Annotated in this window: 29 protein-coding genes; 22 read left to right on the top strand and 7 right to left on the bottom strand. The window is 53.1% G+C overall.

Annotated elements, in window-relative coordinates; translation table 11 throughout:
• From ACFR81_RS06065 to ACFR81_RS06040, 6 genes are all read left to right on the top strand, one after another.
• On the top strand, positions 1-215 hold a 215-nt coding region (locus ACFR81_RS06065; protein WP_377148676.1), incomplete at its 5' end, for an HK97-gp10 family putative phage morphogenesis protein.
• Positions 212-637, top strand: a complete 426-nt coding sequence (locus tag ACFR81_RS06060; protein ID WP_343874180.1) for a hypothetical protein — start codon at positions 212-214, stop codon at positions 635-637. The genes ACFR81_RS06065 and ACFR81_RS06060, both read left to right, overlap by 4 nt.
• 20 nt (positions 638-657) lie before the next feature.
• Complete coding sequence (locus ACFR81_RS06055) at positions 658-801, top strand: hypothetical protein (protein WP_343874177.1); 144 nt, start codon at positions 658-660, stop codon at positions 799-801.
• Complete coding sequence (locus tag ACFR81_RS06050; RefSeq protein WP_343874175.1) at positions 801-1331, top strand: phage tail tube protein; 531 nt, start codon at positions 801-803, stop codon at positions 1329-1331. The genes ACFR81_RS06055 and ACFR81_RS06050 overlap by 1 nt, the downstream gene beginning before the upstream one ends.
• A 153-nt stretch (positions 1332-1484) precedes the next feature.
• Complete coding sequence (locus ACFR81_RS06045; RefSeq protein ID WP_343874172.1) at positions 1485-2006, top strand: hypothetical protein; 522 nt, start codon at positions 1485-1487, stop codon at positions 2004-2006.
• 130 nt (positions 2007-2136) lie between these two features.
• On the top strand, positions 2137-2385 hold the full coding sequence (locus ACFR81_RS06040; protein ID WP_343874169.1) for a hypothetical protein: 249 nt from the start codon (positions 2137-2139) through the stop codon (positions 2383-2385).
• On the opposite strand, the gene ACFR81_RS06035 is transcribed toward ACFR81_RS06040, so the two are convergent.
• Positions 2382-2579: a hypothetical protein gene (locus tag ACFR81_RS06035; RefSeq protein WP_343874167.1), complete on the bottom strand. Its 198-nt coding sequence runs from the start codon at positions 2577-2579 to the stop codon at positions 2382-2384. The genes ACFR81_RS06040 and ACFR81_RS06035 overlap by 4 nt on opposite strands.
• A gap of 56 nt (positions 2580-2635) precedes the next feature.
• Between ACFR81_RS06035 and ACFR81_RS06030 the strand changes: the two genes are divergently transcribed.
• The 13 genes from ACFR81_RS06030 to ACFR81_RS05970 all read left to right on the top strand — a co-directional run bounded on the left by ACFR81_RS06030 (position 2636) and on the right by ACFR81_RS05970 (position 17486).
• The gene (locus ACFR81_RS06030) at positions 2636-5977 is read left to right on the top strand and encodes a phage tail tape measure protein (RefSeq protein WP_343874165.1); all 3342 of its coding nucleotides are present in this window, start codon (positions 2636-2638) and stop codon (positions 5975-5977) included.
• Positions 5978-6859: a phage tail family protein gene (locus ACFR81_RS06025; RefSeq protein ID WP_343874163.1), complete on the top strand. Its 882-nt coding sequence runs from the start codon at positions 5978-5980 to the stop codon at positions 6857-6859.
• A 12-nt stretch (positions 6860-6871) separates the two neighbouring features.
• Positions 6872-7738 carry a hypothetical protein gene (locus tag ACFR81_RS06020; RefSeq protein ID WP_343874161.1) on the top strand — a complete coding sequence of 289 codons (867 nt, stop codon included), beginning with the start codon at positions 6872-6874 and terminating at the stop codon, positions 7736-7738.
• Complete coding sequence (locus tag ACFR81_RS06015) at positions 7738-8844, top strand: hypothetical protein (RefSeq protein WP_343874159.1); 1107 nt, start codon at positions 7738-7740, stop codon at positions 8842-8844. The genes ACFR81_RS06020 and ACFR81_RS06015 overlap by 1 nt, the downstream gene beginning before the upstream one ends.
• 4 nt (positions 8845-8848) lie before the next feature.
• Positions 8849-10594, top strand: coding sequence for a hypothetical protein (locus ACFR81_RS06010; RefSeq protein WP_343874157.1), 1746 nt, complete (start codon positions 8849-8851; stop codon positions 10592-10594).
• A gap of 10 nt (positions 10595-10604) precedes the next feature.
• Complete coding sequence (locus ACFR81_RS06005; RefSeq protein ID WP_343874155.1) at positions 10605-10751, top strand: hypothetical protein; 147 nt, start codon at positions 10605-10607, stop codon at positions 10749-10751.
• A gap of 3 nt (positions 10752-10754) precedes the next feature.
• The gene (locus ACFR81_RS06000; RefSeq protein WP_343874153.1) at positions 10755-11315 is read left to right on the top strand and encodes a hypothetical protein; all 561 of its coding nucleotides are present in this window, start codon (positions 10755-10757) and stop codon (positions 11313-11315) included.
• Positions 11316-11344: 29 nt separating this feature from the next.
• Positions 11345-11761, top strand: coding sequence for a hypothetical protein (locus tag ACFR81_RS05995; protein ID WP_343874150.1), 417 nt, complete (start codon positions 11345-11347; stop codon positions 11759-11761).
• A gap of 5 nt (positions 11762-11766) precedes the next feature.
• Positions 11767-13251 (top strand): SGNH/GDSL hydrolase family protein, encoded by a 1485-nt coding sequence (locus ACFR81_RS05990; RefSeq protein ID WP_343874148.1) that lies wholly within the window; start codon positions 11767-11769, stop codon positions 13249-13251.
• Between the two features lie 14 nt (positions 13252-13265).
• On the top strand, positions 13266-14225 hold the full coding sequence (locus ACFR81_RS05985) for a spherulation-specific family 4 protein (RefSeq protein WP_343874146.1): 960 nt from the start codon (positions 13266-13268) through the stop codon (positions 14223-14225).
• Between the two features lie 9 nt (positions 14226-14234).
• Positions 14235-15635 (top strand): glycosyl hydrolase family 28-related protein, encoded by a 1401-nt coding sequence (locus ACFR81_RS05980; protein ID WP_343874144.1) that lies wholly within the window; start codon positions 14235-14237, stop codon positions 15633-15635.
• Positions 15636-15719: 84 nt separating this feature from the next.
• Complete coding sequence (locus ACFR81_RS05975) at positions 15720-17123, top strand: peptidoglycan amidohydrolase family protein (protein WP_343874142.1); 1404 nt, start codon at positions 15720-15722, stop codon at positions 17121-17123.
• Positions 17124-17486 carry a hypothetical protein gene (locus tag ACFR81_RS05970; protein ID WP_343874140.1) on the top strand — a complete coding sequence of 121 codons (363 nt, stop codon included), beginning with the start codon at positions 17124-17126 and terminating at the stop codon, positions 17484-17486. It abuts the gene before it with no gap.
• Positions 17487-17895: 409 nt separating this feature from the next.
• On the opposite strand, the gene ACFR81_RS05965 is transcribed toward ACFR81_RS05970, so the two are convergent.
• Positions 17896-18138: a type II toxin-antitoxin system Phd/YefM family antitoxin gene (locus ACFR81_RS05965; protein WP_068171735.1), complete on the bottom strand. Its 243-nt coding sequence runs from the start codon at positions 18136-18138 to the stop codon at positions 17896-17898.
• Positions 18139-18366: 228 nt separating this feature from the next.
• Between ACFR81_RS05965 and ACFR81_RS05960 the strand changes: the two genes are divergently transcribed.
• Complete coding sequence (locus ACFR81_RS05960; RefSeq protein WP_343874136.1) at positions 18367-18744, top strand: DUF1304 domain-containing protein; 378 nt, start codon at positions 18367-18369, stop codon at positions 18742-18744.
• Between the two features lie 366 nt (positions 18745-19110).
• On the opposite strand, the gene ACFR81_RS05955 is transcribed toward ACFR81_RS05960, so the two are convergent.
• Both ACFR81_RS05955 and ACFR81_RS05950 read right to left on the bottom strand, forming a co-directional pair.
• Positions 19111-20562, bottom strand: coding sequence for a glycoside hydrolase family 1 protein (locus tag ACFR81_RS05955; RefSeq protein WP_343874134.1), 1452 nt, complete (start codon positions 20560-20562; stop codon positions 19111-19113).
• 26 nt (positions 20563-20588) lie between these two features.
• Positions 20589-20759 carry a hypothetical protein gene (locus tag ACFR81_RS05950; RefSeq protein ID WP_343874132.1) on the bottom strand — a complete coding sequence of 57 codons (171 nt, stop codon included), beginning with the start codon at positions 20757-20759 and terminating at the stop codon, positions 20589-20591.
• A 128-nt stretch (positions 20760-20887) separates the two neighbouring features.
• Here ACFR81_RS05950 and ACFR81_RS05945 point away from each other — a divergent pair, with 128 nt between their 5' ends.
• Together ACFR81_RS05945 and ACFR81_RS05940 are read left to right on the top strand one after the other, a co-directional pair.
• On the top strand, positions 20888-21559 hold the full coding sequence (locus ACFR81_RS05945) for a class I SAM-dependent methyltransferase (RefSeq protein WP_343874130.1): 672 nt from the start codon (positions 20888-20890) through the stop codon (positions 21557-21559).
• A gap of 74 nt (positions 21560-21633) precedes the next feature.
• Complete coding sequence (locus ACFR81_RS05940) at positions 21634-22938, top strand: cytochrome P450 (protein WP_343874128.1); 1305 nt, start codon at positions 21634-21636, stop codon at positions 22936-22938.
• Between the two features lie 218 nt (positions 22939-23156).
• Here ACFR81_RS05940 and hutH read toward each other — a convergent pair whose 3' ends face one another.
• The 3 genes from hutH to hutI are packed head-to-tail and all read right to left on the bottom strand — an operon-like array spanning position 23157 to position 26885.
• Complete coding sequence (gene hutH / locus ACFR81_RS05935; RefSeq protein ID WP_343874126.1) at positions 23157-24716, bottom strand: histidine ammonia-lyase; 1560 nt, start codon at positions 24714-24716, stop codon at positions 23157-23159.
• On the bottom strand, positions 24709-25686 hold the full coding sequence (hutG, locus tag ACFR81_RS05930) for a formimidoylglutamase (RefSeq protein ID WP_343874123.1): 978 nt from the start codon (positions 25684-25686) through the stop codon (positions 24709-24711). Before hutG ends, hutH begins: the two co-directional genes overlap by 8 nt.
• On the bottom strand, positions 25683-26885 hold the full coding sequence (gene hutI, locus ACFR81_RS05925) for an imidazolonepropionase (protein ID WP_068171758.1): 1203 nt from the start codon (positions 26883-26885) through the stop codon (positions 25683-25685). The genes hutG and hutI overlap by 4 nt, the downstream gene beginning before the upstream one ends.
• Positions 26886-26910: the final 25 nt, after the last annotated feature.

The following is a 26910-nucleotide window of genomic DNA, read 5'->3' as shown; positions in this document are numbered from 1 at the left end:
TCGCCCCCGTAGACACAGGCGCTTTGCGCTCATCCATTACGGTGAAAAACATTTCATCCCTGGAATCGATTGTGGGACCGACTGTGAACTATGCCGGGTATGTCGAATACGGCACCTCGCGCATGGGCGCTCAACCTTATATGCGTCCCGCCGCTGAAGCTGTCCTGCCCTCATTCGAGGCGTCCCTGTCTGACATTCTCGGAGGTGTCCTTTGATAACTCGCAAGGCTATCCGTGAAGAAGTCGTAGATGTTTTGAGTGGGCTTCACGGCTCTGTCGCCGTGTACGACGGGGTGACCCCTCACCGCTTAGAGACTTACGCGACAGGGGAAATCAAACCCTACATCATTGTGTGGGTCGGTCACGGTTCAGGGCTCGGGGAGATGGAACACCTCGGGGCGCTGGCTGATGTGGACTCAGTACACGCATCTATTCAAACCCAAATCGTCGCCGCTAACGAGCGCGACGTATGGGACGTTGCAGAGCTGGTGCAGAAGCGGCTCACGAATCATCTCATTGGCGGTCACCCCGTGAAACCTGATGATCTCTCACAGCCTTATGCGGCGGTGATGGTGGATGAGAATGTTACACCTCACCGCCGTTTCTTGCCCCTGCTCTGGAACATCAACACCCAATAAAACCGGAAGGTCAAAATATTATGCCTGAAAAGGTCAAAGCTAAGCGGAAGGACGACGGAGAAATCCTTTACGTTTTCCCGCATGAATTCGAACTCTACAAAGATCTCATTGAGCCCGCGCCATCAACCCGCGCGGAATCAACCAAGAAGGAAGCAGGTAAGTAATGGCAACTGCTCTTGCACCTAAGACTCTCGCTGATGGGCGTATTCGTCTGGCGTTTCTGCCCACTTTGAAAGATCCGTCTAAGCCTACTGTCACCGAGTTGACGGCGGGCATTGATTTGTCTTGCCGTGTCTTGAAGTCAGACTTTCGGGCGTCCCCTGTTGGTTCTGAGACTGTGGATGAGATGGCGGCGCTGTGTGAAACCGCGAACGCTTCCACCCCTGGCCAGTCAAACTACGAGGCGTCCATGTCAGTGTTCCGCTGGTTTGATGCCACTAAGCCAGGTCAGAAGGACGCTCTCGGAGATGTCGCCTACCAGGCAGTGAAGCTTAAGGGAACTCACGGTTACCTGGTGAAGCGTGAGACTGGCAAGGCTTACGACGCGGCCTGGGAGGCAGGAGACGAAATCGAGGTATTCGAAGTTGTCACCGATACCCCTCAGTCGCCTTCTGATGCTGGCGGTTACATTCGCCGTATCATCCCGATGTTTGTGCAGGACGGTTGGATGGATGCAGTAGTCGCTACTGGCTAATATCCCCGCTGTACTTTGAAGCTAGGCACCACCTGTTTTGGTTGGTGTCTTTTTTGTGCCCTGGTGGCGTGTCTTTTGGCTCGGCACTCACCAGGCGCGCAACCCCTTTTTTGAGCCAAAAACCGAGCCAAAGCGTAAAGGATTATTTGAGAAATGTCTGAGAACACCAACGAGACCGTAAACGCCCCTGAAGGTTTCAACCTTGCTGACTGGCTTATCGGTGGCACTGAGCACCGCGCACACAAGAAAGCGATCATCTACCGCGATGCGACCCTCCCTGCAAAGGTTGAGGAAGTAGAGGCAAAGATGCGTCTAGCTCAGAAGGACGCTGAGACCGGCAACAGCATGGACTCACTGGGGGATAGCACACTCGCGCAGCTCGAAGATGAGCAACGTGCACTACTCGCCCAGTTGGAAGCCGCAAAGGCTGAGGTAACCGTATTCGGTCTAATTGATGAAGAAGACGCAGAAGCCGTTGAAGCAGCAGGGGAGAATCCCACCACCTTGGATGTGGCTTACCAGATTCTTGAACGTGCTGGCACGCTGAACGGTCAGAAGCTTACTGCTGAGCAGTGGCACCAGCTGCACCAGACCGTGGGAACCCAGTTCAACCTTGTTACCCGTGCTTACCGTGAGGCGAAAGAGAACCCGGTAGACGCCCGATTTCGTAGCTGATTGCTTAGCAACCGGTGAGCATCACGCCCTGCTTCTAGTGGTCAAGACCGCTAAGGAGTGGGGTAAACCGCCCACATTCATAGCAACCCACACGGACGGGGTTTGGACTGAACGCGACCGGGTCATGGTCATGGGCTTCGAGCTTTTCAAGTCCACCATCTGCCCCGAGTGTGGCAACCCGCTCTCAGTATGTAGAGATCCAGGGCGCGACGGATGGTTCCAGGTGCAAGAAGATACGTGCTACGCCAAAAAAGCTATGGATGAGCACACCAGCGATAAGACGTATAAGCCGCAACCGGGACAAGTTATTTACCCGGTTCTTGAAGAGGGCAGCAGCGAGCAGGCTACCTCTTACGGCGCTAACCCATTCGCTGACTAGCTGTTGCGGCGTTTGGTGTATCCGAAGAAAACGAGTAGCCCTCCAACAATCAAAAGAATGAGCTGGAAGATTGGCGCTTTACCTTCGGCTCCTGCACCGAACGCGAACATCAACAGCAGTAAAAACCCGATAAGGGCAACGATTATCCCCGAATTGATGAGTGCCTGACCAGGCTTCTTAGGTTCGTTATTCATGAAGCTATTTCCTTTTCAGCAGAGTGAACTAAATAAAAGTATAGAGGAGTGGGCCTGTGGCTGACCGTCAAGTAACCGTCCGTTTGCGCGCTGAGATTGGCGGATTCAAAGCGGCAATGGCAGAAGCCGGGGCATCATCTCGTAAAGCGTCCTCGGACATGAAGGCGTCGTGGAGTGATACCGGCTCGATTACGGGTAACGCGATTCAGGCATCACAGAAGTACGCTGACTCGTGGCATCAGGTTTCGAACGCGGCAACTATTGGCGGTACCGCTATCGTGGGCGCTCTCGGTCTTGCCGTGAGCAAGTACGCTGATTTCGACGCCGCCATGTCGAACGTCAAAGCATCTACCCATGAGTCAGCCGAGAACATGCAGCTCCTTCGTGAAGCGGCCCTCTCAGCGGGTAAAGATACCGCGTACTCTGCTAAGGAAGCGGCGGGCGCTATTGATGAGCTTGCTAAGGCTGGTATCTCCACGAAGGACATTCTGGGCGGCGGTCTGAAGGGTGCGCTGTCGTTGGCGGCGGCTGGTCAGATGGAAGTTGGCGACGCCGCAGAAATCGCCGCTACTGCCATGACCCAGTTCGGTTTGAAAGGTTCCGACGTCGGACACGTCGCTGACCTCCTAGCCGCTGGCGCTGGCAAGGCACAGGGCTCTGTCACCGACATGGGCTACGCTCTGAAGCAATCTGGTCTGGTCGCTTCACAGGCTGGCATTAGCCTTGAGGAAACCACCGGCACGCTGGCGGCTTTCGCGTCTGCCGGTCTTATCGGTTCGGATGCTGGTACGTCTTTCAAGTCCATGCTTCAGCACTTGCAGAACCCCTCGAAAGAGGCGGCTTCCACCATGAAGGAGCTCGGAATCAATATGTACGATTCCCAGGGCAACTTCGTGGGCATGGCGAACCTTGCAGAGCAGTTGAAAACATCGATGGAAGGTTTGACCCCGGCTCAGCGTGATGCGGCTATGGCTACTATCTTCGGCTCTGATGCTGTACGCGCCGCGAACGTGCTCTACGCTCAGGGCGGGGCAGGCATCCAGGACTGGATTAGCAAGGTCAACGACGCAGGGTATGCGGCTGAAACTGCCGCTATCAAGCAGGACAACCTCAAGGGTGACCTTGAGAAACTATCTGGTGCTTTCGAGACAGTGTTCTTGAGCGCTGGCGGATCTGGTAACGCGGCTCTGCGTACGCTAGTACAGTCGCTCACGAATGTTGTTGATGCTATCGGCAAGATTCCAGCACCCGCCCTAGAAACGGCTGCGGTTCTCACTGCCATTGGCGGTGCGGCTCTCGCATCCGCTGGTCTAGCCATGAAAGCAGTCTCAGGTTATGTGGCTTTGCGTGATGGTATCGGCATGGCTAAGGAAATGTTCTCGTCCATCCGTGGCGCTACCTCCGACGCTTCAGGTGCTCTTGACCAGTTCGGTAATTCGGCTGATGTGAACGCTGGCCGTGTGACTAAGTTTTCTCGGGCCATGCAGAACATTGGTATTGCTGGTGCGGGGTTGGCTGTTATTAGTGCCGGTGTTGAGGTTCTGCGAGAGTGGGGCAATGCCGCTGAAGAAGCTAATGTCTCATCCGAACAACTGAAGAACGCTTTTGCTGATACCGCTAATGGTGTGAAGAACGTTGACGCGGTTTTCGCCAGCGCGGCGTGGGCTAACGGCAACGGTTCAACCATGTGGGACGGAACCGTACAGGGAGTGAACGGCGTTGCGGACGCTATCACGAATCTTCAGAACCTTGGAGGGCTTGAGAAATTCTCAGCATGGGGAAACGACATCCTGGGTTTCTCCGATGCTAACGTTCAGGCGAAAGAATCTATCAGCCAGTTGGATGGTCGGCTTGCCGCCATGGTCGGCGCGGGCAACATCGAACAAGCTACCGCTTCTTTCGCTCAATGGGGCGAGCAAGTCAAGGCTCAGGGCGGAAACATCGAAGAGATGGCCGCGATGTTCCCGCAGCTTCAATCAGCAATCCTTGACTATGCTTCATCTTTGGGGGTTACCCTTACTCCGCAAGAAACCTTGTCGGCAATGATGGGGGAGCTACCACCGAAACTCGTTGAAGCGGCAGGCGGTGCAGCTCAAGCACAGGCAGGGCTCGAAGGAATGGCGGGTGCGGCTGAATCAGCTGCTACTCCGTTGAAAGATGTTGTGGACGCTATGACTCGGCTAGGTCTATCCCAGATGTCCATGACTGAGGCACAGGGCGCATACTCCCAGTCAGTACGCGATCTAGGTACTGCTTTGGCTGAGAACGCTTTCCAACTCAACGCAAACGGTACAGCATTCGATGTTACAACCGCTTCGGGTTACGCGGCTCAGCAGGCGTTCAATGAAGTCGCCCAAAAAGGGTTCAAGATGGCAGAAGCGATGGCAAATAACGGCGCATCACAAGCAGAACTACAAGGCGCACTACAGCGGACGTACACCGACCTAGTGAACAACGGAACCCAATTCGGTCTGACTGCTGAACAGGCTGACACCCTGGCGCGTGCCACGCTCGGCATCCCCCCGAACGTGGATATTGAAACATGGATGTCCGATAACGCTAAGAACATGGCTGAATCAACCGATAAAGCTGTGGAGAACATCCCTGATTCGCATCACACTGACTCGTCGATGTCGCCTAGCGCTCATACCGAGGCAGACAATACGACTAGCGCAATCAAGAACATTCCAGGGTCACATCATACTGACTCGTCAATGTCTACCCTGGGGCGTTTGGAAGCGAACAGTACGAAAACGTCTGTGGAGAATATCCCTAACTCGAAGCACACTTCTTTGACAGCTTCCTCTGATGCGCGCGATATGGCGAACCAGACGAAGGAAGCGATTTGGGCTATCCCGATGTCTAAGACCTCGACCATCACAGTGAACAAGATGTACACGGAATCTTCACTAGGTCGAGCAGTTGGCGGACCCGGTAAAGCTTCCGGTGGTTTGGTCAGCTCAGGTGTACGCGGCTACGCAGGCGGCGGACGCATCCCAGGGCGACGCCCTGACAACATCCTGCAGGACAACCTCTGGGGCATCGTCGCTGACACCGGCGAACTAATCCGCGTACAGTCCACCGAATTTATCACCCGCTCAGCTCAGGTATCTGCAGGAGACAACCTGAAGGTACTTGAGTGGATGAACCGGGGCGGCGTATTCAAGAACTGGCAGGGACGTGGGTTTGCTGAGGGCGGATCACCTGCATTGGCTGGCATCAAAGGTTTCTCCAACGACTACCGATTCAACCGAGAAATCAACATTCCCCAGCCGGTCACTAAGGAGGGCATGAAGATTGAGCAAATCGTCATGAACACCCCACAGGCTACCGACCCTAACCATTACGCTGTGCGTGCGTCTGAGACGTTCTCACGAATCATCCGAGAGGTCATATAGATGTCTGAACCCACAACTATCTGGGATGCCACCCTCACAGGGGCGCACGGAAATATCATTCTCTCTAATAACTATGTTTGGGATGAAGCGCAATTCCGGCTCAGGGACGTCAAAGGGTGGTACGGCGGTGTTGGTGTCGCTGGCGAAGAACCTCAGCGCGTTATCAATCACGGGCAATTCGAGCGTGATGGACGGCGTACTGGCAGGATAATTACCCTGCTCGGAACCTTCTATTTCGAGAGCGATTACGACCGGCACACTGCTGCACGCTACCTATCATCACTGATGTATGACGGTGAGCACGGGGAACTCACGGTTCGTACTGGTGACCTCGTGCTCACCTCCCGCGTACGCCTTGATGGGGAGATCGTGCCAACACCAGAGGGCAAACACGTCATTAAGCTGAGCGTGCCTCTGATAGCTGCTGACCCCTGGCTGTATGCCCCGCCTCGTATCTCACAGATATTCCCGGCAGGGTTCGGCCAGGGGCTCGTCTACCCGCTTTTCGCTACCAAGAAAAACCCATCTGGAACGCCTGTCCTGGACTGGGGTAAGGGTGCGCCGCTATCAGCCGCTTTAGGGAACGAGGGAAACGCAACTGCCTACCCAAACATCACCGTTTACGGTGACTGGCCCGCAGGTTTCACCATCGCATACGCGGGGAAACGCATCACCTACCCCTCCACGGTTGACGCAACCACGCCGGTATCAATCAACTGCGCAGAGGGCAAAGTCATGGTCGGGGACACTGACCAAACATACAAGCTCAAGAACCGTGACTGGTTCGAGGTCGCCCCGCGTGAATCCTTCCAGCCACGCATCGCCGCCCTAGCTCCATCTAACGGGTGGGCGGATGTTTCTCTTTCCAGCACTTACATTTAGGAGCCCTTTATCATGGCTACAGGTTTCGGCATAGGACCAGACCAAAGCGGCAATAACACAATGCCAGAAGACATTCAGGCGATTTGGTCTGCAATGTACATCCGTGACGGCATCCTCACCGGGTGCGACGTGAAGCCGACTTCTGAGATGAAGTACAAAATCATTCCCGGTGGGGCAATGATTAAGCTGGACGATTTCCATAAGATACCCGTCCCCGTCCTTGCGCAGACCATCCCAACGAATCCTGCCCCGGCAACTGGGTCACGCACGGACATTATCTATGTCAAGCAGAATTTCCCAGAACCAGATAAAAACAATCTGGTGTATGTCGGGGTAGGCACTTCACTACCTACTAACGCGGTAGAAATCGGGCGGTACATCGTCCCCGCTGGCGCAACCTCCACGGCACAGTGCACACCCACAGGCAACCGGGTTTTCACTCGCCCCGTTGGCGGGCAATTCGGCATCCTATTCTCAGCCATTGACACTGACACGACTGTGCATAAGCCGGGGGAGCAGCTCACTCGTGGCGCTGGTTCTTTTGGTCTGTGGACTGATTCAGACGTCGAGCTGAAACTATCCTCATGCGTATCTTCTGAGCTTGACACTAAGGATGAATACGGTTCAGTCATTTACCGCCTCTACGTGGACGACGTCCTGCAGTACTCGTGGGAGCGTCGCTTCGACCGCTTCTACGAATCGAAAGAGTTCTCCCGTATTGTCACCCTCGCAGAGGGGCGGCACACCGTCAAATACACGGTAGAACACCGATTCAGCCCGCCGGGAATGTCAGGCAACTGGCGCGTTCGCCATGGCGGCCCAGACAAATTTAGTGGTGACGACTTCCGCGTAATCCACCGAGGGGTGGCAACTGTTTAATGAGCACTCATGAGACCGGCTGGAAAGTTTACTCCATCCGGACTACAACTGGTGAAGTCGGGTCTGAATACGACCCGGTCAGCGGCTCATGGGGGATTGACCTCAACAAGACTGAGACCATGCGCATCGAAGTCCAAAAGAGCGAACTACGCAACCGCGAAAAGCTCTGGTGGATGCCATGGTCTGGCGGGGTACTCTTCACCTACACCGGGCAGGACGGCGTAGAAGAACCCATAGTCGCGGGCCCTATCTACGATTACGAGTACGAAACGACTGACACCCTCACTTTCCTGTGTGGCGGTATTAGGAAGATTCTTGAGCGCCGCCTTGTGTGGTCTGACCTCTCCTTCAAAAACATGACCTACGGGGACATGGCTTGGGGGCTGGTTAGCCACGGTATGGATAAGCCGGGCGGGAAACTCCCCATCATCCATGGCACACCCTCAGAGAATGGGCGCTTCGAGAAAAACTATCAGCGGTGGAACCTGGCGAACAACGACATCGACAAGCTCCTCACCGACTTATCAGAGCTACAACGCGGCCCAGATATTATGTTCCGCCCTCAGTGGGCTGATGAAGACCATACCCGCATCGTGTGGGTCATGGTCAACGGTACGCAGTTGAACCCGTCAATCCCTCAGACCGGTGAACCTGATTTTGATACGACGGCGGCTAAGGCAGATATTGGCGCGCCAACTATCTCATCTTCAGCTAAGTACGTGAACTCGCGTGTGTGGGTGACCGGATCAGGTGAGGGTGAGGGCGTAGTCAGGGTTTATGCAGAGAACTTGGTTGGTGTGCAGAACGGTATGCCTTTCCTTGAAACAGTAATCTCTGCATCTGACCAATCAGAGCAAGGGTCACTGCAGGCTAAGGCGAACGGGGCACTAGTGAGCCCTTACGAGATGGTAGACCAGGTAACTTTCACCGTGCGCGCCAACTCGCGCAAGCACCCTCTCGGGTCCTATCACGTGGGCGACACAGCCCAGGTGACACTCAAAGGCTGGCTGAACATCCCCGACGGTACACGCCCCATGAAAATTATTAGTGCGAATGGCGACTTCACGGATGCCGTGACACTGGACTTCCAAGAAGATAGGTGGTGATTCTTTGACGAAGATTGATAACCTGCGCCCCTCTGAGCAAAGGAGCCGGGACGATCTACGGATACTTCTGCGTAATAGTAAAAACACTCAGACCGTGCCGGTGGGCGTGAAAGTGGCTCAGCCTGATGAGCGAATCGTTTTCTATGATTCATCTTTTGCGCAGCACACTTGGGATGGCGACGCTATCGCTGATTTCGATTCGCGTATTGACGCCGCTCAGAAAGCGGTAGATGATGCTAAAGCTGATTTGGAGCTGACTCGTGATGAGCTGGACGAGGCTAAGTCACGCATCCAGGCATCTGGCGGTGACTTCTCTGTGTATGCAGATCGGATTAGTGCGTCTGAGCAGAAGCTAGCGGAAGCTTTGAAAGCGCAAGAGGCACTGCAGAAAACGCTTTCATCTACTTCAACGGATGTGAAGGCGCTTTCCGATAAGACTGTGGCCAACGCGAATGAGGTTCAGAAAGTCTCTGATTCGCTTTCTAATGTGGAGGCTGTCGCGCAGCAAGCGCAGGATGCGGCGGTACAAGCTCAGACTTCGGCTAATGAGGTTTCATCTCAGGCGGAGAACGCGGCTGATACGGCGCAGAAAGCGCTTGATGTGGCACGCGCCCCGGTCACTCTTGACCGGCTTGTGGTGAATGGTGATCTAGCTGCGGCAGTCGTGAACGCCATGGACGCTACTGTGAAGCGTTTGGTGGTTACTGAAGACGCGCTACTGAATAATGCTACCTTCCTCGGCACAACGGTAGCTGACCAATTGAACGTGACTAAAAAGTTGGTGGCACGGGATGCCATCGTGAACGGCACACTTGATGTTGCGCAGCTGAATGTCACCTCGGCAATGTCGGCTGAGATTGTGAAAGCTATGTCGGTTGAGTCCAAGAAGATCGTTGTCTCTGATGAGGCGATACTCAATAAGGCGACGGTGGTGCAGTCGCTTGTCACTCCCGAGCTTATTGCGCAGAAAATCAATGTGCAGACGTTGGGGGCGCAGCTAATTACTGCTGGTGCTTTGCAGACCGATGTGGCTTCCAATGCGGGTGTAAAAATCAGTAACGCTGGCATTCGGGCATGGGACGACAACGGGGCTCAAACACTTAACCTTGACGGTAAAAACAACACCATCGTGGGCGAGTTTGCCACGGGCCGTTACGGTCAGCCCCGCGTGCGAGTATTCAACCGGTACAACCAGACCTTTGCTATGACTGAAACCCTCATCGATATGCAGAGCTCTGGTGTCGCTGGTGTGACCTCTTATGACAATGCCATTGTGCGCCTGTCAGCTTCAGGTCGTTTTGGGTTTGGTATTTCGCTAGGTGGTAATGATTCAGACAAACGCCAGTTCGCTATTGATCCAGGAGGCGGTGTCTTGCTGGGTGGTGACACTGTAGTGAGTGGGTCGCTGATAGCTAAGGGGATTACCTCTAACGGCCACCTGACAGCTAACGGCAATTTCGGAGTAAACGGGAAAGTCAATATCGGCACGGGCATGGCGTTCGGATGGTTCACCGGCACCAGCCTAGGAGCTAACCAGTGGATGGACGCCGAGCTTCCTCTCAACACGACTATGTCAGGTAACAGCCCCAAAATTTTCACCAATGTGAAGAGCACTAACCGCGTCCCTATCCTGTGCTCAGTATGGGGCGTGTCAGCCACAAAATTCAACGTGCGAATTTACAACCTCTCGACATCCACCTCAACCGGATCAATTACCGGCGAGTGGATGGCAGTCGTAGCAAACGATTAGGAAAAGAAGAATGAATAACGAAGAGAAACTACAGGCAAAGATTGGCGTCTACCAGAATGATGTCGCCGTCCTTCGAGACCAGCTCATTGATGCCCGCATCGAAATTGAGCTACTGCAATCCAAGGTCAAGGAGCTAACCCCTGAAGAGGGGGAGTAACCAGTGACGCCTATGCCTTCCCCTTATCTTTCCCCCGAACCTTTTGGTGGTTTCCTGCCCGACGGCACAAGCTTGGATTTCTCCCATACAGGCGTGGCATGGCTTGATGTACTAATCGATGTGCTGGTGACCGTCGCATGTGTTTTCGGTGCAGTCACCGCTTTCTACTTCAAATTCCTTGCCCCCAAATTTGAAGAGATTCGAAAGAACATTAAGCGCGCTGCAGCGGATGCGGCAGTAGCCCGCGAACACACCGAGAACTCGCACGCTAACGCCCCTAACCCGAACCTGCGCGATGACCTCGACGCTAAACACGCGAAACTTCACGAAAACTTCGAAGCGATGTCGAAGATGATGCAATCAATCATCAACGGACAAATGCGAAACGACAAAGAGCTAGCCCGCATCAACGACACCCTGCTGGCAGATCGTGAGGCAACCCGCGAAGTCTCGGAAAAGCTAGACGCGCACATGCGAGAAGGTAACGAGCGAGAACGGCGACTAACAAAAGTCGAATACGAGCTTCAAGACCACCGCGAAATAACCGAACCTGACCGCCCCTAATCGGGCGGTCTTTTCATTTAAGGAGTGCTTTGCAATACGGCACAGTGCAAGGACGATTCCTCTCACGCGACGGTAATAACACCCCGCTCACAGGACGAATCATTTTCACCCCGATTAACACGCTCTCCGAGCCTGGCGCAGACTACCCGCTCGGAGTCCCAATAACCGGCTACCTCAACGGGCAGGGGGAACTCAAAGACCGCGACGGCGGGCCCCTTCAACTTGCGTATGGGCAATGGCAAGCAGACTTCCGCCTCAAGTGGAACGGCTTCTCAGTCCCCATTCGCCCGCTGTCCTTTCATCTGGAAAGTGACTCATGGATTACTCAAGTCCCCGGCTCTGGCTGGGAATTTGAGGTGGTGCCGCTAGGTGACGGCACGGCTGACCTTATCAGTCAAAACATCATCGACCACAAAGATGGCACAGCCACACTACGGATTGGATAAAAACCATGGCTCAAGAACTCCGATTTGCTTTGACCGACAACAATGGTCAGCTAACCGGCACACCTAAAGCGCAGGTGGATAGCATCGCTCAGTCAAAGGCTGACGCGGTGAAAGCGCTCATCCCCGATGTATCAGCTCTTGCAACTAAGACTGAGATTTCTACTTTGGCAACCAAAGCAGAGATTCCGGTAATCACTAACCTAGCTACTAAGTCCGAGCTGACAGCTAAAGCAGATGTGACCGCTGTTGATTCAAAAATCGCTACTGCAAAGTCTCAGATTCTTGCCCAGGTAGGAACGGGCGGTGGTGCCGCCACTAGCACCCCGCGTTATGTGCCTTTGGCTCTTACTTTGGGTCAGATTACTAGTGCGTCACAGTATTACACCAATACCGACGACGCTGTGCGTTTCCCGCTGCAGTTCAACGCCGCAATCAGCAAGTGGCGCGTCCACATCCAGAACGTCAACCCGATGTATGGCACCGTGAAAACTGGTGCAATCAACATGACTGGTATCGCTTTCGGCGCTCATGACCCCGCTAACCCCGGCAAGTACCTCGGGGCACCTACCAAGATTCAGGACGCTTTCACAACCCCTGCTGATGGTAGCGAATGGGTTTCCCCCTGGTTCACTCAGAACATCGGGGACAACAAACAGAACCTTTTGGAAATTGCATTCACCGGCGCACCGGCATCAGGTGTTATTGGTCTTGCAGGCGGTGCTTACACAGCTGGTAAGACCGCATTCATGAACACCACTACCGCACCTTGGTCTGTGAATACGTCGCCTTTCTTCGTGTGGATTGAAGCTGAGACTCCTAGCACCACTCCGGTTTACACCTTCTTTGGTGACTCTCTCACTGTAGGTATCGGTTCGAACCTGCCTGTATTCCATTCGGTTGCTTCACAGTACGCACGTAAGAACGGCGGGCTACCCATTCACTACGCTGCTTCTGGTGACACGATGAAGTCATGGATTGATGGCGGCGAAACTTCTCTGAAGATTAGCCAGTGGGATTCACTCACCAAGGGCGACGTCCTGGTGCACTCTATGGCATCAAATGACATCTTCTCGCTGTCTGGAACTGGTGATTTGCAGACCGTCAAGGATCGCTTCAACACCTCGCTTGCGATGATGAAGAAGCGTGTGAAATCAGGGGCGGATGTATTCGCTACAACCATTTTCCCGCGCGACAAGATTACTGGCGGTCAGGAAGATTTGCGCCGCGCATACAACGCGTGGCTGGCTACCCTGGACGATGCGGGTACTCTCAAGCGAGTTTTCGAGTGGGTTTCGGTCATCTCTAACGATGACGAAACCATCATGAGCGGCTTGGGCTCTGTTGGGTCCACCCCCGATGGTATTCACCTGAATCAGACAGCCTACGGCAAGCTCGCAGATTACCTCTCTCTGCCTGTATCGGTTACCGCTGCTGGCGCGGGAATCGCCATTACTGACAACGGTAATGGCACCGCCACTATCACCCTCTAGGAAGGACTGAAAGAGTGACTCAGAAAATTACCGTACTCACCACAGATGAGAACGGACGATTCAAGGGTAACGCTCTTTCCCAGGTAGAGGAATCGAATGCCCTGGCTGTGGAGCGATACCGCTTCCGGCCAGGGCAGCGCCACCTTTCACCTATCACTTATTGGTGGGCTGACTGGTATAGCGGAGATTCTTCTAAGTGGGCTAAGACGCTGACACTTTCCGATGCGCTAGGCTTCGTGATTCTGAATATTTCCTCCGGTTCTGGAGTTTCAAAAGACGCTGACTGGGTAGAACAGGCTAAGCGCGCTAAGACTTCTGGTGCGCGCGTGCTGGGGTATGTGCGTACCACTTTCGGTAAACGCCCCAAGGCTGAAGTCATGCAGGAAATCCAGAATCACATTGATTGGTATGGGGTGGACGGGGTTTTCCTAGATGAAGCTGTAAACGGCTGGAGCGCCGACCAGAAACCCTACGTGCCTTACTATCAGGATCTCTACGACACTATCAAGGCTAAGTATGGGGAAATCTTCTGGGTAGTCAATAATCCAGGCTCGAACACCATCGAAGAAATGGTAAGCACAGCAGATGTACTCATGACTTATGAACAGTCAGCTGAGAAGTATCTACACCCTGAAGTGCCTGTAACCCCTGACCACTATCTGATGTACCCATCAAACAAGTTCTGGCATGTCGTCCATGACGTTACCAAAGAGAACTACGTCGCAGTGATGGACAAGGCGAACGAAGAGCACGCAGATCATGTGTATTTGACTGACCTTTCGTTTGTGCCTTCACCTGACCCACAGACGCCTGCGGTTAACCCGTATGCCGCGCCACCGTCTGACTGGCTTCTTGAACGGCAGCTTATCTGGGCGCGTGGCGGTCTTGCCTTGCAGAAGCAGATTGACAGCATGGGCGGTAGCACCATGAGCGTAACCGATAACGGGAACGGCACTGCGACCCTCAAACTTTAGGAGAAATAATTGACTAACCTAACCATCCCCACCATTACTAATGGTGAGTTGACAGGTGAGGGTCTTCAAGCGGCACGAAACGTTTCGCTCGGATTGAGCTACCACGCTTCTGCCCCCAAATGGGGCGCTGACCCCACCGGCACCTTTGATTCAACACCGGCGTTCAATGCGATGTTTGCGGATATTCGCTCTAAATACGATAAGGGATATGGTGGGGCTACCATTTATGTTGCACCTGGCACTTATCTTATTGAGCCTGGCGTGCTGGATATTCCAGGGCGCACTGTGATTCTAGGTGCACCTAAGAACACCGTGTTTGTTCCGTACACTAAGAACATTCCCTCTGGCGGGTACTCGGAGCCAACCGCGCTTTTCAGTATCGGTTCGTGGACTGTTACCTCTGGTGGCGTGAATGGTGACCAGTATCGGATGCGCTCAGGGCTTGAAAATATTGTTATAAAAGGTGTTTGGAAGTACGACTGGCAAGCCCAGACCGGCATCATCAAGAACCTAACCGGCATTCTTTTTAATACCTATTTGACGTCTTCCCCTCAAAACCCGGACGCCTACCATCATCTCGAAAATATTGAGATCTGGGATGTAGACTTTGGCATCTTGTTGATTGGGCCGGATGACCAGGGAATCAAGGCTAACAATATTCACATTGACCGCACTAATTCTGCGGGCATGATTGTTGGACGCCCTTTGTGGCATCCTCAGCAGATTAGCTCGTCTGGTGCGGATAACCATTTCACTAACGTGGATATTCACGGGTGCAATAAAGGCGGCGGTGACTTCGGCGGCCTAGAGCTGTACACCTCTAATTGTGTTTTTGTGGCGTGCAAGGTCTGGTATGTGCAGCGCACTATTACAGACAATATGTCTGCCGATGATTCGGGTTCTAACGTTGACCGCTTTTGGCGTATTCGTCACGGCTGCGGGGTCTATGTGCGGGGTAGTCGTAACCGCTTTCAGGCTTGCGAAGTTCAAGAGGTCGGCGGTGCTTGCTGGGTTATCGCCGGGTCAATGAATACTTTTACTGGGTGCAACGCTGATTCAGCTTCGGTTTTCTCCCAGGCTGGCACGGTCACGGATGAGAAGAATAAAGTATCTACTCTGATGAATACTGCGCCTGGCTTCTACATCACGAACTGGGCGCACGACCTGGCTATGACTTCTTGCCAGGTGTATTCGATGCATGGCTCTGGGCATTCGCATAAGTGGGGTTATTACATTGAGTCGTATTCGGACACTATGAGTATTTTGGGTTGCCGTGCTACTCATCTTTCTAGCCCTGATTTGGCGGTTTCTATACCTTCCAAATTTGCTAAGGCTGGGGATGTTTACATTCAGGTGAACAACAGTATTTATACTGACCACGTAACGCGTGCAATCACGTTAGCTCCGTAGGGACTCATATTTTGAGTCCCTTTTCTTTTGCCCCGGCACGGGTTTGTGCCGGGGCTTCTTATCTCCCCCTGAAAGGAGGGAATTATGCTGACAGGCATTGATATAAGTGGCTATCAACAAGGACTACCTCAGAGCGTTATCAATCAGGCTGATGTTGTCGTAGTGAAAGCCACTGAAGCAACCGGGTATATCAACCCGGCTCTTGAAGAACAATTCACGCAAGGAGTAGTAGGCGGCAAAAAGGTAGGTGTCTACCATTTCGCACGCTCAGGTGACCCTATCGCTCAGGCTGATTTCTTCGTAAACACAGTCGCTAATAGATCGCTCTACCCTGACTTTTACGTACTCGACTTTGAGGACGAGAGCATTCTCCCTGACGAGTCTTTCGCGCTAAGGTTCCTTGGGCGTGTCCAAGAGCTAACCGGAACTGTCCCGTGGTTCTACTGCTACATGAACCCACTCAGAACTTATGCTTATCCTGGTGTGCGGGACGCGGGCTATAAGCTATGGCTGGCAGGTTACCCCTATGGTGGCGCGCAAGGTTTCGGACCGCGCATGAGCCTAGACGATTACATCAGCTTCAGTGGCTATGACTCTAGCGGGTGGGACTTCGCGGGCTGGCAGTATTCCTCTGAGGGAAGGCTTGACGGATGGGGCGCTGACCTTGACCTCAACATTTTCTTTGAGGATGTCATCAACAACCACACTGGCGTTCTTCCAGGGCAGGAGCCTGTCGCACCAGATCAGCCACCTGCAAGCATGGAAGATGCGATTGCTTGGATGACTGCGCTTCAGGGGCTCGTTACGTATTCAATGGAAATGGATAAGCGTAACGGTCCTGATTCTTATGATTGCTCTAGCTCTGTCTATCATGCGCTGATTGATGCCGGCATTTTCGGTGAAGGCTCCCGTATCGGCAATACCGAGACGATGTTCAATGATTTCCCAGAGCACGGCTTTGTGGAGGTAGAACGTGATGTAGATGGTTCTTTCCATACTCAGCGTGGGGATATTTTCATCTGGGGTGAGAAGGGCTCTAGCGCCGGTAGCGGTGGACATACAGGCATCTTTGTTGATGCTGACAATATCGTGCATTGCAACTACGGCTACAACACGATTTCGATTAATCCACATGATTACATTTGGTCGCTTAACGGCGAGCCTTCTATAACTATTTTCCGTTATGTCCCGAGGAACACTTTCTCGGCGGCTCTAAGACAATCTGATTCCTTGGAGGGGATTATGGCTCTGTATTCGAGCAAAGAAGAATTTGAAGCGGCTTTGCGCAAGAACATTGCGCAGCCAATTCTTGACGAGTTGACACCAGGTAAGGCTGGCGTGAAGACCGCAGGCAGTGTTTTCTTGCGCCTGTACAACATCGAGAAGCTTCTTGATACTTTGACCGGTCTTTTCTTGCCGGGTAAGGCAAAGGTTCGTAATGAGGGTGACATCCGTCGCCTTCTCCGTAAATCAGCAGGGGAGAAGTAAATGGAAGACAAGAAATTGCAGTTCGGTAATCTGGCTAAGCTGGTGCCTTTGACTATCATTTCGGTTGCTGTGGGTGTTGCCTTGGTAATCGCGGTGGCTCGCGGGCTTGCTTATGAAGGTCTGCTGGATGCGGCTAAGGTGCTTGCCACTGGTGCTGGTGCTGCGCTGGTTGGTTCTTTGACGGCGGCGGCTGGTAAGTCTCAGACTCGTATTGACTTAGAGGCTGCGCGTTTTGATTCTCAGCCTGTGGAGGTTGAGCCGGTGACGTCGCCTACTGGTTCAGTGGCGGTTACTGAGGTTGAGCCGGCGGGTAAGCGTTTCGCTGACCCCGAGATTTCGGAGACTCCTTCCTCTTTGCTGTAAATGTTTGCTCCTCATCGCCCTTTGCGGGTGGTGAGGGGCTCTTTTTTTGTAGCCTTTTTGCAGCCGTTTTGTGTTCTTTTATTATCGCCTGTAGTCTCTTTTTGTATCTTCTTGTCTTTTTTCGTATCACTTACGGGATGTTCCCTAAAACGTTCTTCCTAGTGGGGCGGGATATAAAGACTAGAACAAGGGGTCGCAGGTTCAAATCCTGTCAACCCGACACAAAATAAACCTCTCCACTAGGTTCGAAGCGTAGTGGGGAGGTTATTTTTATGCCCAAAACCTATTGATTCATACCGCTCTTTTGATGTTCAACATCCTTGCGCGTTTTCTCTTATAGTCCTGCTCGTTGAACTTTTCTGTGCATTTTTTTGAGCTTGTTTCGAATAAACAATTTTCCATGCAGGGCTTACCAATGTAGGTCCGAGCTTCCTTCAGAGAGAGGCTCATTTTTTGCGGCTAGAATGCTTTGAACCATTCCAGGGATGGAACTCAGATGAAGGGTTTCCTGGATGGCCTTCCAATCTTCTTCGCTGATCAGGACGGCGTTGCCCCTCTTGCCGGTAATCGTGAGTGGTTCCGCATTATTATTGACCTGGTCAATAAGTTGATAGAGGTGTGTACGAGCGTTTGTGGCCGATATTGCTGTCATATTCCAAATCGTACGCTATAACGTACGACCTGAAAAGGATGTTTTAAGGTATCACACATCATGAGAAGATAGTAGAACCATCGCCATCTACAGAGGGAACCCGCGGTATGTAAGAAAAACATATCGAAAACCTCAAGATAGCAGAGGATTCTCAAAGACTCATCGAAAACTAGCCAACAGCTCCACCCCTATTAGTTTGCTTTACAAATAACCCCTGAAAGATCCCTCATGCTCATTCTTGCCAGTATCTTTGTCAGCCTCGCCGTACTCATCCACATCTACATTTGGGTGCTGGAATCTTTCCTCTGGGATAAACCTCGCGGCTTACAAACATTCAACATGGACTCCAACCGCGCCGCGCTCACCAAAGAAATGGCAGCAAACCAGGGGCTCTACAACTTGCTTCTGGCGGTTGTTGCCTTTGCCGGACTGATGGCGCTATGGAGCGGTTCTCTTGCGGTGGCAAAAGCGCTCATTTTTGCAGGGGCAGGTTCTATGGCAATTGCCGGTATCTTCCTCTTCGCCACCAGTGCAGATAAACGCCGTCCAGCACTGATTCAACTGGTTCCCCCGCTCGTCGGCGTCATCGCTGCCGCTCTGATTTAAGTTTTCCTTTGGCTCTTTCAGGCTGCCAACAGTCCACTAGGGGGAGTACTAATGAACACCCCAAAGATCCTCCGCCAACCGAGTAATATGGATGGTGAGATAAGTGCGTTCATCGGCAGATAGATCCTCACCCAGATGTATCTCAAGTAGCATTTTGGCCTTGAGCGCGCAGGATACCTTTACGCGCCCGAAGAAGAGCGAAGTTTAGGAATCTGCCAGAGGAAGAACAAAAGGTTGTACACATGAAGTATTTTCACGGATACCTCCCCTGAGCCACTGCAATAATTCTATCGGGTGCGAACAGGGCAGTGGCCCGGAAATACGCCTTTCCGGGCCACTGCCCGCTAACGGTTCGCTGAGATGCGACTATGAATTTTCAGGGTAGGAAGGCTTCCAATCTTCTGGCGGCAACTCATTGGTCTGAATAAGCTGCTGGTACCAGAAGAACGAATCTTTGCGATAACGCGCGAGATCTTTGAGATCGAACTCGTCGCGGTTCACATAAATGAAACCGTAGCGCTTTGCCACGCCCTGATGGGTGGACACCACATCGATAGCAGTCCAGGGGGAGTAACCCAGGATTTCGACGCCGTCTGTAATCGCTTCCTGCGTCTGCTCCAGGTGCTTGCGCAGGTACTCGATGCGGTAATCATCGTGTACCCGCCCGTCATCGGTGAGCTGGTCGAAAGCACCGAGCCCGTTTTCGGTCACGATGAGGGGCAGACGGTAGCGATCCCAGATTGCACGGTAGGTCATGCGCATACCCACAGGGTCAATTTCCCAACCGAAGTCGGTCATCTGCAGATGGGGGTTAGAAACAGCCTTGAAGTATCCTTCTTCACCTTCTGCGATTTGCTGGTCGGCGTCCTCGCTACGTTCTGAGGCACCACCACCCAAGGGCGCATCTGCCATGGTGGTGGTGTTGTAGTAGTTGAAAGCAATGAAGTCAGGTCGAGCCGATTTGAGAATCTCCAAGTCGCCTTCTTCAATGGTGGGCGCCCAGCCGTGTTCTTCCAGATAGGCCCAAGCCAGAGTGTTGTATTCACCGCGCACTGCCAAATCAAGGTAGAGCCAGTTGCGCACCGCATTGTAGTTATCGGCGGCAATCACGTCCTCCGGTTTGGACGACGCAGGGTAAACATAGGAGATGTTAGGTGCTGGACCAATCTTGGCCTCGGGATGCATCTGGTGAAGCATTGCCATGGTCTTCGCCTGCGCCAAGAACATGTTGTGATTGATTTGGTAGAGCTCCTTGTCGGGGTCATCACTGGTGGTGGTGATAATGCCGAGCTTATGACCGTGCAGAATCATCATGTTCTGCTCGTTGATAGTCAGCCAATACTTGACCTTGGAGCCATACTCTTTGAAAAGAACTTCGGCGTAGCGGACGAATGCGTCGGTGGTGGTGCGGGACGCCCAGCCGCCTTTTTCATCTAAAGCAATCGGAGTGTCGAAGTGGAACATCGTCACGATGGGTTCGATATTGTGAGCCAGCAATTCGTCGATGAAGTTGTGGTAGTACTCGATTCCCTTGGGATTGATTTCGCCGTCGCCGTCGGGGATGATGCGTGACCAGGCGATAGAGAACCGATGCGCGCGGAAGCCCATCTCTGCCATCAGCGCGATGTCCTCTTGATAACGGTGGTACTGATTAGCAGCTACTTTGTAGTCGCTGGTCCCTTCGGGTAAATCTTTCTTGAGGTCGATGGCAATAGGGCCGCGACCGTCCTCGTCCCATGCGCCTTCTACCTGGTAAGCGGAGGTCGAAGCAGACCAGAGAAAATCTTGTGGGAAAGGCTTGAGCTCTTTGTGGTACATGGTGTTCCTTATCTAGAGAGTTATTTTTAGCGTTCGACGATGACGGCGAGTTCACCGGCATGAAGCTGCTTATTGAGTTGAGGTTCAACGGTGGAGAAGTTACCGGAGTTAGTGATGATGGTGATTACGGTGTCATCATATCCAGCCTGAGCCACTTGAGCACGATCATAGGTAACGAGTGGCTGACCGGCAGTCACGATATCGTCTTTTCAGACGTGCATGGTGAAGCCTTCGTTCATCATGATGGGGTGAGCCCCCCCCAATGCAGACCAAACATGAACTTTACTGCATGTTGAAAATGATTCTCAACAGGTAGAATGGCGGGATGACTGATCAACACAAAACCCATCACCACCAGAACTCGGAGAACCTAACGCCCCAAGAATCATGGAACAACCTTTACTCGGAAAGAGAGCAGGTTTGGTCCGGTAAACCCAATGCAACTTTGGTGGCTTTGATTGAAAAATACCAGCCCACCACCGTCCTGGATCTTGGATGCGGCGAAGGTGGCGATGTCATCTGGCTGTCACAGCGCGGCTGGGCGGCTACGGGAATTGATATTTCCGACGTCGCTATCGAACGCGCTCGCCAATCTGTAGAAAAAATTGGTGTGGAAGCCGAATTCGTGGCGGCGGATTTAGCAGAATGGCGAACTGACAGGAAGTTCGATCTCATCGTTTCCAGTTTCATGCAGTCCCACTTTGATGACCTCGACCGCATTGGAATTTTTAGAGCCGCACTTGAACTCTTGAATGTTGGGGGAGAGCTGGTCTCTCTTTCACATGCAGGCATGCCGTCGTTTATGAAAGAAGATGACCCTCGCCGCGAGAAGAGGGAGAATCTTCCGCAACCCCTGGTTGAGGCGCATACTCTCACGGAAAATGACGATCGTTTTGAAGTAAAACTTGCGGAAACCAGAAGCCGAACAGTTACCTCACCCGACGGTGAAGAAGGCACTATTGACGACGGCGTGCTGGTTATCAAGCGAGTTCGCTAGGTATTTTCTGTACAGTATCAGGATATTTTTCTTAAATCAGTCTACTTTCGGTGAATAGAAAGTAGACTGATTTTATGACTACTACTCCTCAGAAAAAGACTCTTAAAGATAAATCACTGAACTTCATTACCGACGGGTACCTTTTCGCTTCGCGTATGCGTGCTAAAGCTGGTTTGAAGCAGAACTCCCACGAACCTTTCACCCTCAAGATGTTGGGTAAAGACGCCACGATGATTCGCGGCAAAGAAGCCGTGGGCTTCTTCTACGACGAGTCCAAAATTAGCCGTGATGGCGCCATGCCTCACGCCGTCAATGACACTCTCTTTGGTAAGGGAACAATTCACGGGCTCGACGGTGAGGCCCACAAGGTGCGCAAAGCTCAGATGGCGGCGATGGCTTATGACGACGACGCACGCGTGGCTCACTTTGCCGACCTTGTTACCGAAGAAATGGAGCGCACTCTCTCGGACTGGGCTGAAACGCCCGGCAATGTTTACGACGATGTAGCGGTAGCCTACGGACGCGCAGCTTTCCGCTGGGCTGGTATTCCTATGACCGATGAGCAGATGGTCAAAGAGGCTCAGCGCATGAGCCATCTGCTGGATACGTTCGGTAATCCTCTGAAGAATCCTCTCGCCTGGATTGACCGCGCAAAGCTGGACCGCTGGTTCGAACAGCTCATTGAAAATGTTCGCTCAGGAACTCAGGACGTTGACCCTGATTCCGTGACCGCGCACATCGCGGATTTGCGCGATGAAAATGGCGAACTGGTTTCCGCCCGCATTGCAGCTATTGAACTGCAGAATCTCACCCGCCCCACTATTGCGGTTTCCCGCTTTGCGGCTTTTGCTGCAGTAGCGCTCGTACAGAACCCTGACTGGGCAGAAAAAATCCGCTCCGCAGTCGAGGCCAAGGGGAGCTGGGCGAATGTCCCCGAATCCATTGCCTTTGCTCAGGAAACCCGCCGTAAGTACCCATTTGTTCCCATGCTCCCCGGCTATGTCAAAGAAGACGCCGAAGTTTCGGGCTGCCCGGTGCATAAGGGACAGCGCGTTTTGATTGATATCTTGGGTACCAATAACTCTCCTCAGCTCTGGGAAAACGCCGCTGATTTCGACCCCTCCCGCTTTATGGGCGTCGAGAATTGGGAAGATATCGCCTACTTTATTCCTCAGGGTGGCGGCGATGTGCATACTGGCCACCGCTGCCCCGGTGAACGCATTGCGGTGACTGCTCTTTCTGTTGCAATTTCTGCCATGGCGCAGAAGAACGTGCATATTTCACAGGATCAGGATGACACCGAGTTCCGCTGGGATCAGATTCTGACCCGTCCTAAGACAGGTGTGCGTATTAGCGTAGATGCTGCTTCTGCGCGCTAATTCGTAAGAAAGAGAAAGAACCTCCCACCCACTAGCCAATTTGGCTCACTGGGTGGGAGGTATCTCTTTTGCTTTTACATGGAGGTCGGACCAGTATTTTTAGTCATGGTTTTGGTGCCGACAGCTAAGCGAGGAACATGCTCTAAAAGGGATTTGAAATTAAAAGTCGCCCCTAGTTGCGAGTAGGTTACCCGCAGCTAGAGGCGCGTCTCTTTATCTTAGTGGAGGGAGCCGATGGTCTGCTCGACGGCGTCGAGCAGTTCACCGTTAGCGACCAAACGTACTGTTTCGTTGATTTCAGGAGCCAGATAGCGGTCAGTTCCCGGGCCCTTCACGGTTTGGCGGAGCTTGGAGATAACCGCACCGGTTGCTGCTGCCGGTTTCTGCGGAGCCCGCATATCAATACCTCGGGCAGCCGTCAGAATCTCAATAGCTAAAACACGCGTGAGACCATCCACTGACTTACGTAGCTTACGAGCGGCACTCCACCCCATGGATACGTGATCTTCCTGCATTGCAGAAGATGGAATCGAATCAACGGATGCCGGATTAGCCAGACGCTTGAGTTCAGAAACAATCGCTGCTTGGGTGTACTGGGCAATCATATGGCCAGAATCTACACCAGGGTCATCCGCCAAGAATGCGTTGAGACCGCGGTTGCGGGCGGGATCCAAGAAGCGGTCGGTGCGTCGTTCGGAAATAGAGGCGGCATCGGCAACAGCAATAGCCAAGAAATCTAGAACGTAGGCAACCGGTGCTCCATGGAAGTTACCATTCGATTCCACGCGACCGTCCTTGGTTACTACCGGATTATCGATGGCAGAAGCAAGCTCGCGAAGAGCAACTGAACGAGCGTGCTCAATGGTGTCTCGCACCGCTCCAGCAACTTGCGGGGAGCAGCGTAACGAGTACGCATCCTGAACATAGGTTGAATGCTCGCCCTGATGGTGGCGGATGATCTCGGAATCTTCCAGAACAGTGCGAATATTGCGCGCTGCTGCAATCTGACCGGGATGGGGGCGAAGTTCATGCAAGTCAGCGGCGAAGACACGATCGGTGCCGACCAGACCTTCAACAGACATTGCTGCTGCGACGTCGGCAAGGCGTACCAACCGGTCAAGATCGGTAATTGCCATGACCAACATCGAGAGCATGCCGTCTGTGCCGTTAATCAGCGCAAGACCTTCTTTTTCCGCTAGCTCAACGGGAGTCAATCCAGCTTCGGTGAGCGCGTCTGCGGCATCCTGGAGATTGCCTTCGGAATCGCGAACTTGACCTTCACCGATGATTGCCAGAGCGCAGTGGGCTAGGGGAGCGAGGTCACCTGAACATCCCAACGAACCATATTCAAAGACCACCGGAGTAATACCCGCAGAGAGCATCGCAGCGTATGCCTTAGCAACTTCAGGGCGTACACCCGTACGACCGGTTGCCATAGTCGAAAGACGTAATAGCATGACGCCGCGGATGACTTCGCGCTCAATTTCAGGGCCGGAACCTGCAGCATGGGAACGAATCAACCCGCGTTGCAAAGCGGTACGCTGCTCTAACGGAATGTGCTTTGAAGCTAAAGCACCAAAGCCTGTGGAGACTCCATACACCGGGGTTTCATCATGTGCTAAATCGCGGATCTGCTGCGCTGATTTTTCGATTTCTTGGAGGGACTCTTCACTGAGCGAAACCGTGGCATCATGGCGGCAGACGTTGATGAGGTCTTCGAAAGAAAGGGCGCCAATTCCCACCTCAACGTGAGGGCGGCCAGCTTTATCGTTAGTCATGATTTATCTTTCTATGTTGGGTGAGAACGGTGTGAGCAATGCGAGCAGCACTGCGCGCAGTGCGTCCGTCAATATCAAAAGAGGGGTTGAGCTCGGCTATATCAGCTGCAATGAGCTTTCCTGACGTAGCAGCTTGACGAACGCAGGAGAGAATCACTGGCAGAGGCACACCAAACGCCGCCGGAGCACTGACGCCCGGAGCAACAGCAGCAGGCAGAACATCCAAATCGACGGTCAAATAGAGCACATCAACAGAATCAATAAAATCCTGGACAAACCGTTGAACGTCACCCAGGTTTTCGGTTTGGCTTTGCTCATCTAGGAGGTATCGCACGTCAAAATGGTCAGCAGTATCAAACAAAATCTGCGTATTGGAAGGCTGGCTAATACCGACGACAGCGTAGGAAAGTTCGGTGCCGGCGGCTGCTTCTTGTTCGAGTGCCTGGCGAAAAGGAGTACCGGAGCTGGGCTGATCTGCAGAGCGCAGGTCGAAATGCGCATCGAGATTCAAAATTCCTACACGCTGTTGCGCACGCGCTGAGGACTGTGCAATTCCCGAATAGGTACCAAACGCAACTTCATGTCCACCGCCAAAGACCATAGCTAGCGCACCGGCGTCGATAATCGTAGCTACCGTATCGGCTAGGCGGCTCTGAGCTGCTTCCAATTCATTTCCAGCAGTGACCACATCGCCCACATCAGCAGTCTTGCGCTCACCCTGATCAGGGGTGAGCGCAAAATTTGCCAGCGCTGCTCGCAAAGCGGCGGGAGCCTTTTGGGCGCCCTGCCTGCCTTTATTTCGGCGGACACCCTCGTCTGAAGCGAACCCCACTAACACCGCATCTAAAGACTTCAGGTTCTCCGGGGTAAAGTCATCGACCGTAAGAAGCTGTTTGAACCAGCGGTTGTGCTCAGGGCCGTCACCGTCGTCTCGTCCGGTAAGAGCCTCTGGTGCTCTATCAATAATCATGCGTTGTTCTCCTGCAATCTGGATGATCCGTGGGTGAGCGTGCCGTCCTTCCACACTCCACTCACCAGCGGAACGCCGGGGCGGTATGCCAGGTGAAGGTGGTTAGGGGCATCCAGCGCCATGAAATTGGCGCGAGCGCCGGGGGAGATTCGTCCAATATCATCTCGTCGTAGCGCCTGGGCACCGCCGGCAGTGGCAGCCCACACCGCTTCATTAGGGCTCATCTTTAAATCTCGGACGGCAATGGCAATACAAAATGGAATCGAAGTAGTAAAACTGGTTCCCGGATTGCAATCAGCTCCCAAAGCAACGGTAACGCCAGCATCGAGCAGACGCCGTGCGTTGGGGTAGTCATTGCGTGTTGAAAAATCTGCACCGGGCAGCACGGTAGCTACCGTGCTGCTGTTCGCTAGAGCATCGACGTCGGCATCAGAAAGATAGACCACGTGATCCACCGACGCGGCATCGAACTCAACCGCTAGTTGAACTCCGGAGCCATAGGTGAGCTGGTTGCCGTGCACCCGTGGAACCAGTCCGTGTTGTACGCCGGCGCTCAGGATTGCCCGTGATTGTTCCTCGGTAAAGGCACCCTTTTCACAGAAAACATCAATCCACTTAGCGTAGTTAGCGGCGAGGGGAATCATCTCATCAATCGCCATTTGCACGTATTCGTCTTGGCGCCCAGCATATTCCTCGGGAGCCACATGGGCGGCGAGTAAAGTGACTTCATCGGTGCAGGTCGCAGCAACTTTCACACCCTGTACTTCAGATGCGGCAGACTGCCCATAGCCCGATTTCACTTCAACGGTGGTAGTTCCCTGTCTCAGGTACTCATTCATATAACGCTGAATATTAGCCTTGAGCTGCTGGTCGGTTGCGGAGCGAGTTTTCTTAATCGTGGTGCGTATTCCGCCTGCCTCGTACTTTTTACCTTCCATGCGAGCAGCAAACTCTACCGAGCGGTCGCCCTGAAAGACCAGATGAGAATGCGATTCGACGAAGCCGGGCAGTACTGCGCGTCCGTCTACATCGAATTGCTGGTCGGCGTCGGGAGCCTGCCCAGCAGAGCCCACCCAGGCTATTTTTCCCTCATCCACAATAAAAGCGGCGTCTTCGATAACGCCCAATGCGCCGTTATCAACGGCTGGGTCGTTAGTAACCAGTGTTTTGATATTGGTGAAAAGCTGGCTTGAAGCCATGTATTTTTCTCCTGAATCAGTAGGG

Source organism: Rothia amarae (assembly GCF_042677725.1).
Lineage (GTDB): Bacteria > Actinomycetota > Actinomycetes > Actinomycetales > Micrococcaceae > Rothia > Rothia amarae.
Note: the sequence above shows the minus strand (reverse complement) of the source record. Positions and strands in the feature narration are given on the sequence as shown.

Excerpts from the sequence above, each read along its gene's own strand:
- ACFR81_RS06040 (WP_343874169.1), top strand. The coding sequence starts at position 2,137 with ATGGGCTTCGAGCTTTTCAAGTCCACCATCTGCCCCGAGTGTGGCAAC.
- ACFR81_RS05975 (WP_343874142.1), top strand. The coding sequence starts at position 15,720 with ATGCTGACAGGCATTGATATAAGTGGCTATCAACAAGGACTACCTCAG.
- ACFR81_RS06045 (WP_343874172.1), top strand. The coding sequence starts at position 1,485 with ATGTCTGAGAACACCAACGAGACCGTAAACGCCCCTGAAGGTTTCAAC.
- ACFR81_RS06050 (WP_343874175.1), top strand. The coding sequence starts at position 801 with ATGGCAACTGCTCTTGCACCTAAGACTCTCGCTGATGGGCGTATTCGT.
- ACFR81_RS06005 (WP_343874155.1), top strand. The coding sequence starts at position 10,605 with ATGAATAACGAAGAGAAACTACAGGCAAAGATTGGCGTCTACCAGAAT.
- ACFR81_RS06055 (WP_343874177.1), top strand. The coding sequence starts at position 658 with ATGCCTGAAAAGGTCAAAGCTAAGCGGAAGGACGACGGAGAAATCCTT.
- ACFR81_RS05960 (WP_343874136.1), top strand. The coding sequence starts at position 18,367 with ATGCTCATTCTTGCCAGTATCTTTGTCAGCCTCGCCGTACTCATCCAC.
- ACFR81_RS05945 (WP_343874130.1), top strand. The coding sequence starts at position 20,888 with ATGACTGATCAACACAAAACCCATCACCACCAGAACTCGGAGAACCTA.
- ACFR81_RS05940 (WP_343874128.1), top strand. The coding sequence starts at position 21,634 with ATGACTACTACTCCTCAGAAAAAGACTCTTAAAGATAAATCACTGAAC.
- hutI (WP_068171758.1), bottom strand. The coding sequence starts at position 26,885 with ATGGCTTCAAGCCAGCTTTTCACCAATATCAAAACACTGGTTACTAAC.
- ACFR81_RS06025 (WP_343874163.1), top strand. The coding sequence starts at position 5,978 with ATGTCTGAACCCACAACTATCTGGGATGCCACCCTCACAGGGGCGCAC.
- ACFR81_RS05955 (WP_343874134.1), bottom strand. The coding sequence starts at position 20,562 with ATGTACCACAAAGAGCTCAAGCCTTTCCCACAAGATTTTCTCTGGTCT.
- ACFR81_RS05970 (WP_343874140.1), top strand. The coding sequence starts at position 17,124 with ATGGAAGACAAGAAATTGCAGTTCGGTAATCTGGCTAAGCTGGTGCCT.
- ACFR81_RS06020 (WP_343874161.1), top strand. The coding sequence starts at position 6,872 with ATGGCTACAGGTTTCGGCATAGGACCAGACCAAAGCGGCAATAACACA.
- hutG (WP_343874123.1), bottom strand. The coding sequence starts at position 25,686 with ATGATTATTGATAGAGCACCAGAGGCTCTTACCGGACGAGACGACGGT.
- ACFR81_RS06035 (WP_343874167.1), bottom strand. The coding sequence starts at position 2,579 with ATGAATAACGAACCTAAGAAGCCTGGTCAGGCACTCATCAATTCGGGG.
- ACFR81_RS06015 (WP_343874159.1), top strand. The coding sequence starts at position 7,738 with ATGAGCACTCATGAGACCGGCTGGAAAGTTTACTCCATCCGGACTACA.
- ACFR81_RS05965 (WP_068171735.1), bottom strand. The coding sequence starts at position 18,138 with ATGACAGCAATATCGGCCACAAACGCTCGTACACACCTCTATCAACTT.
- hutH (WP_343874126.1), bottom strand. The coding sequence starts at position 24,716 with ATGACTAACGATAAAGCTGGCCGCCCTCACGTTGAGGTGGGAATTGGC.
- ACFR81_RS05990 (WP_343874148.1), top strand. The coding sequence starts at position 11,767 with ATGGCTCAAGAACTCCGATTTGCTTTGACCGACAACAATGGTCAGCTA.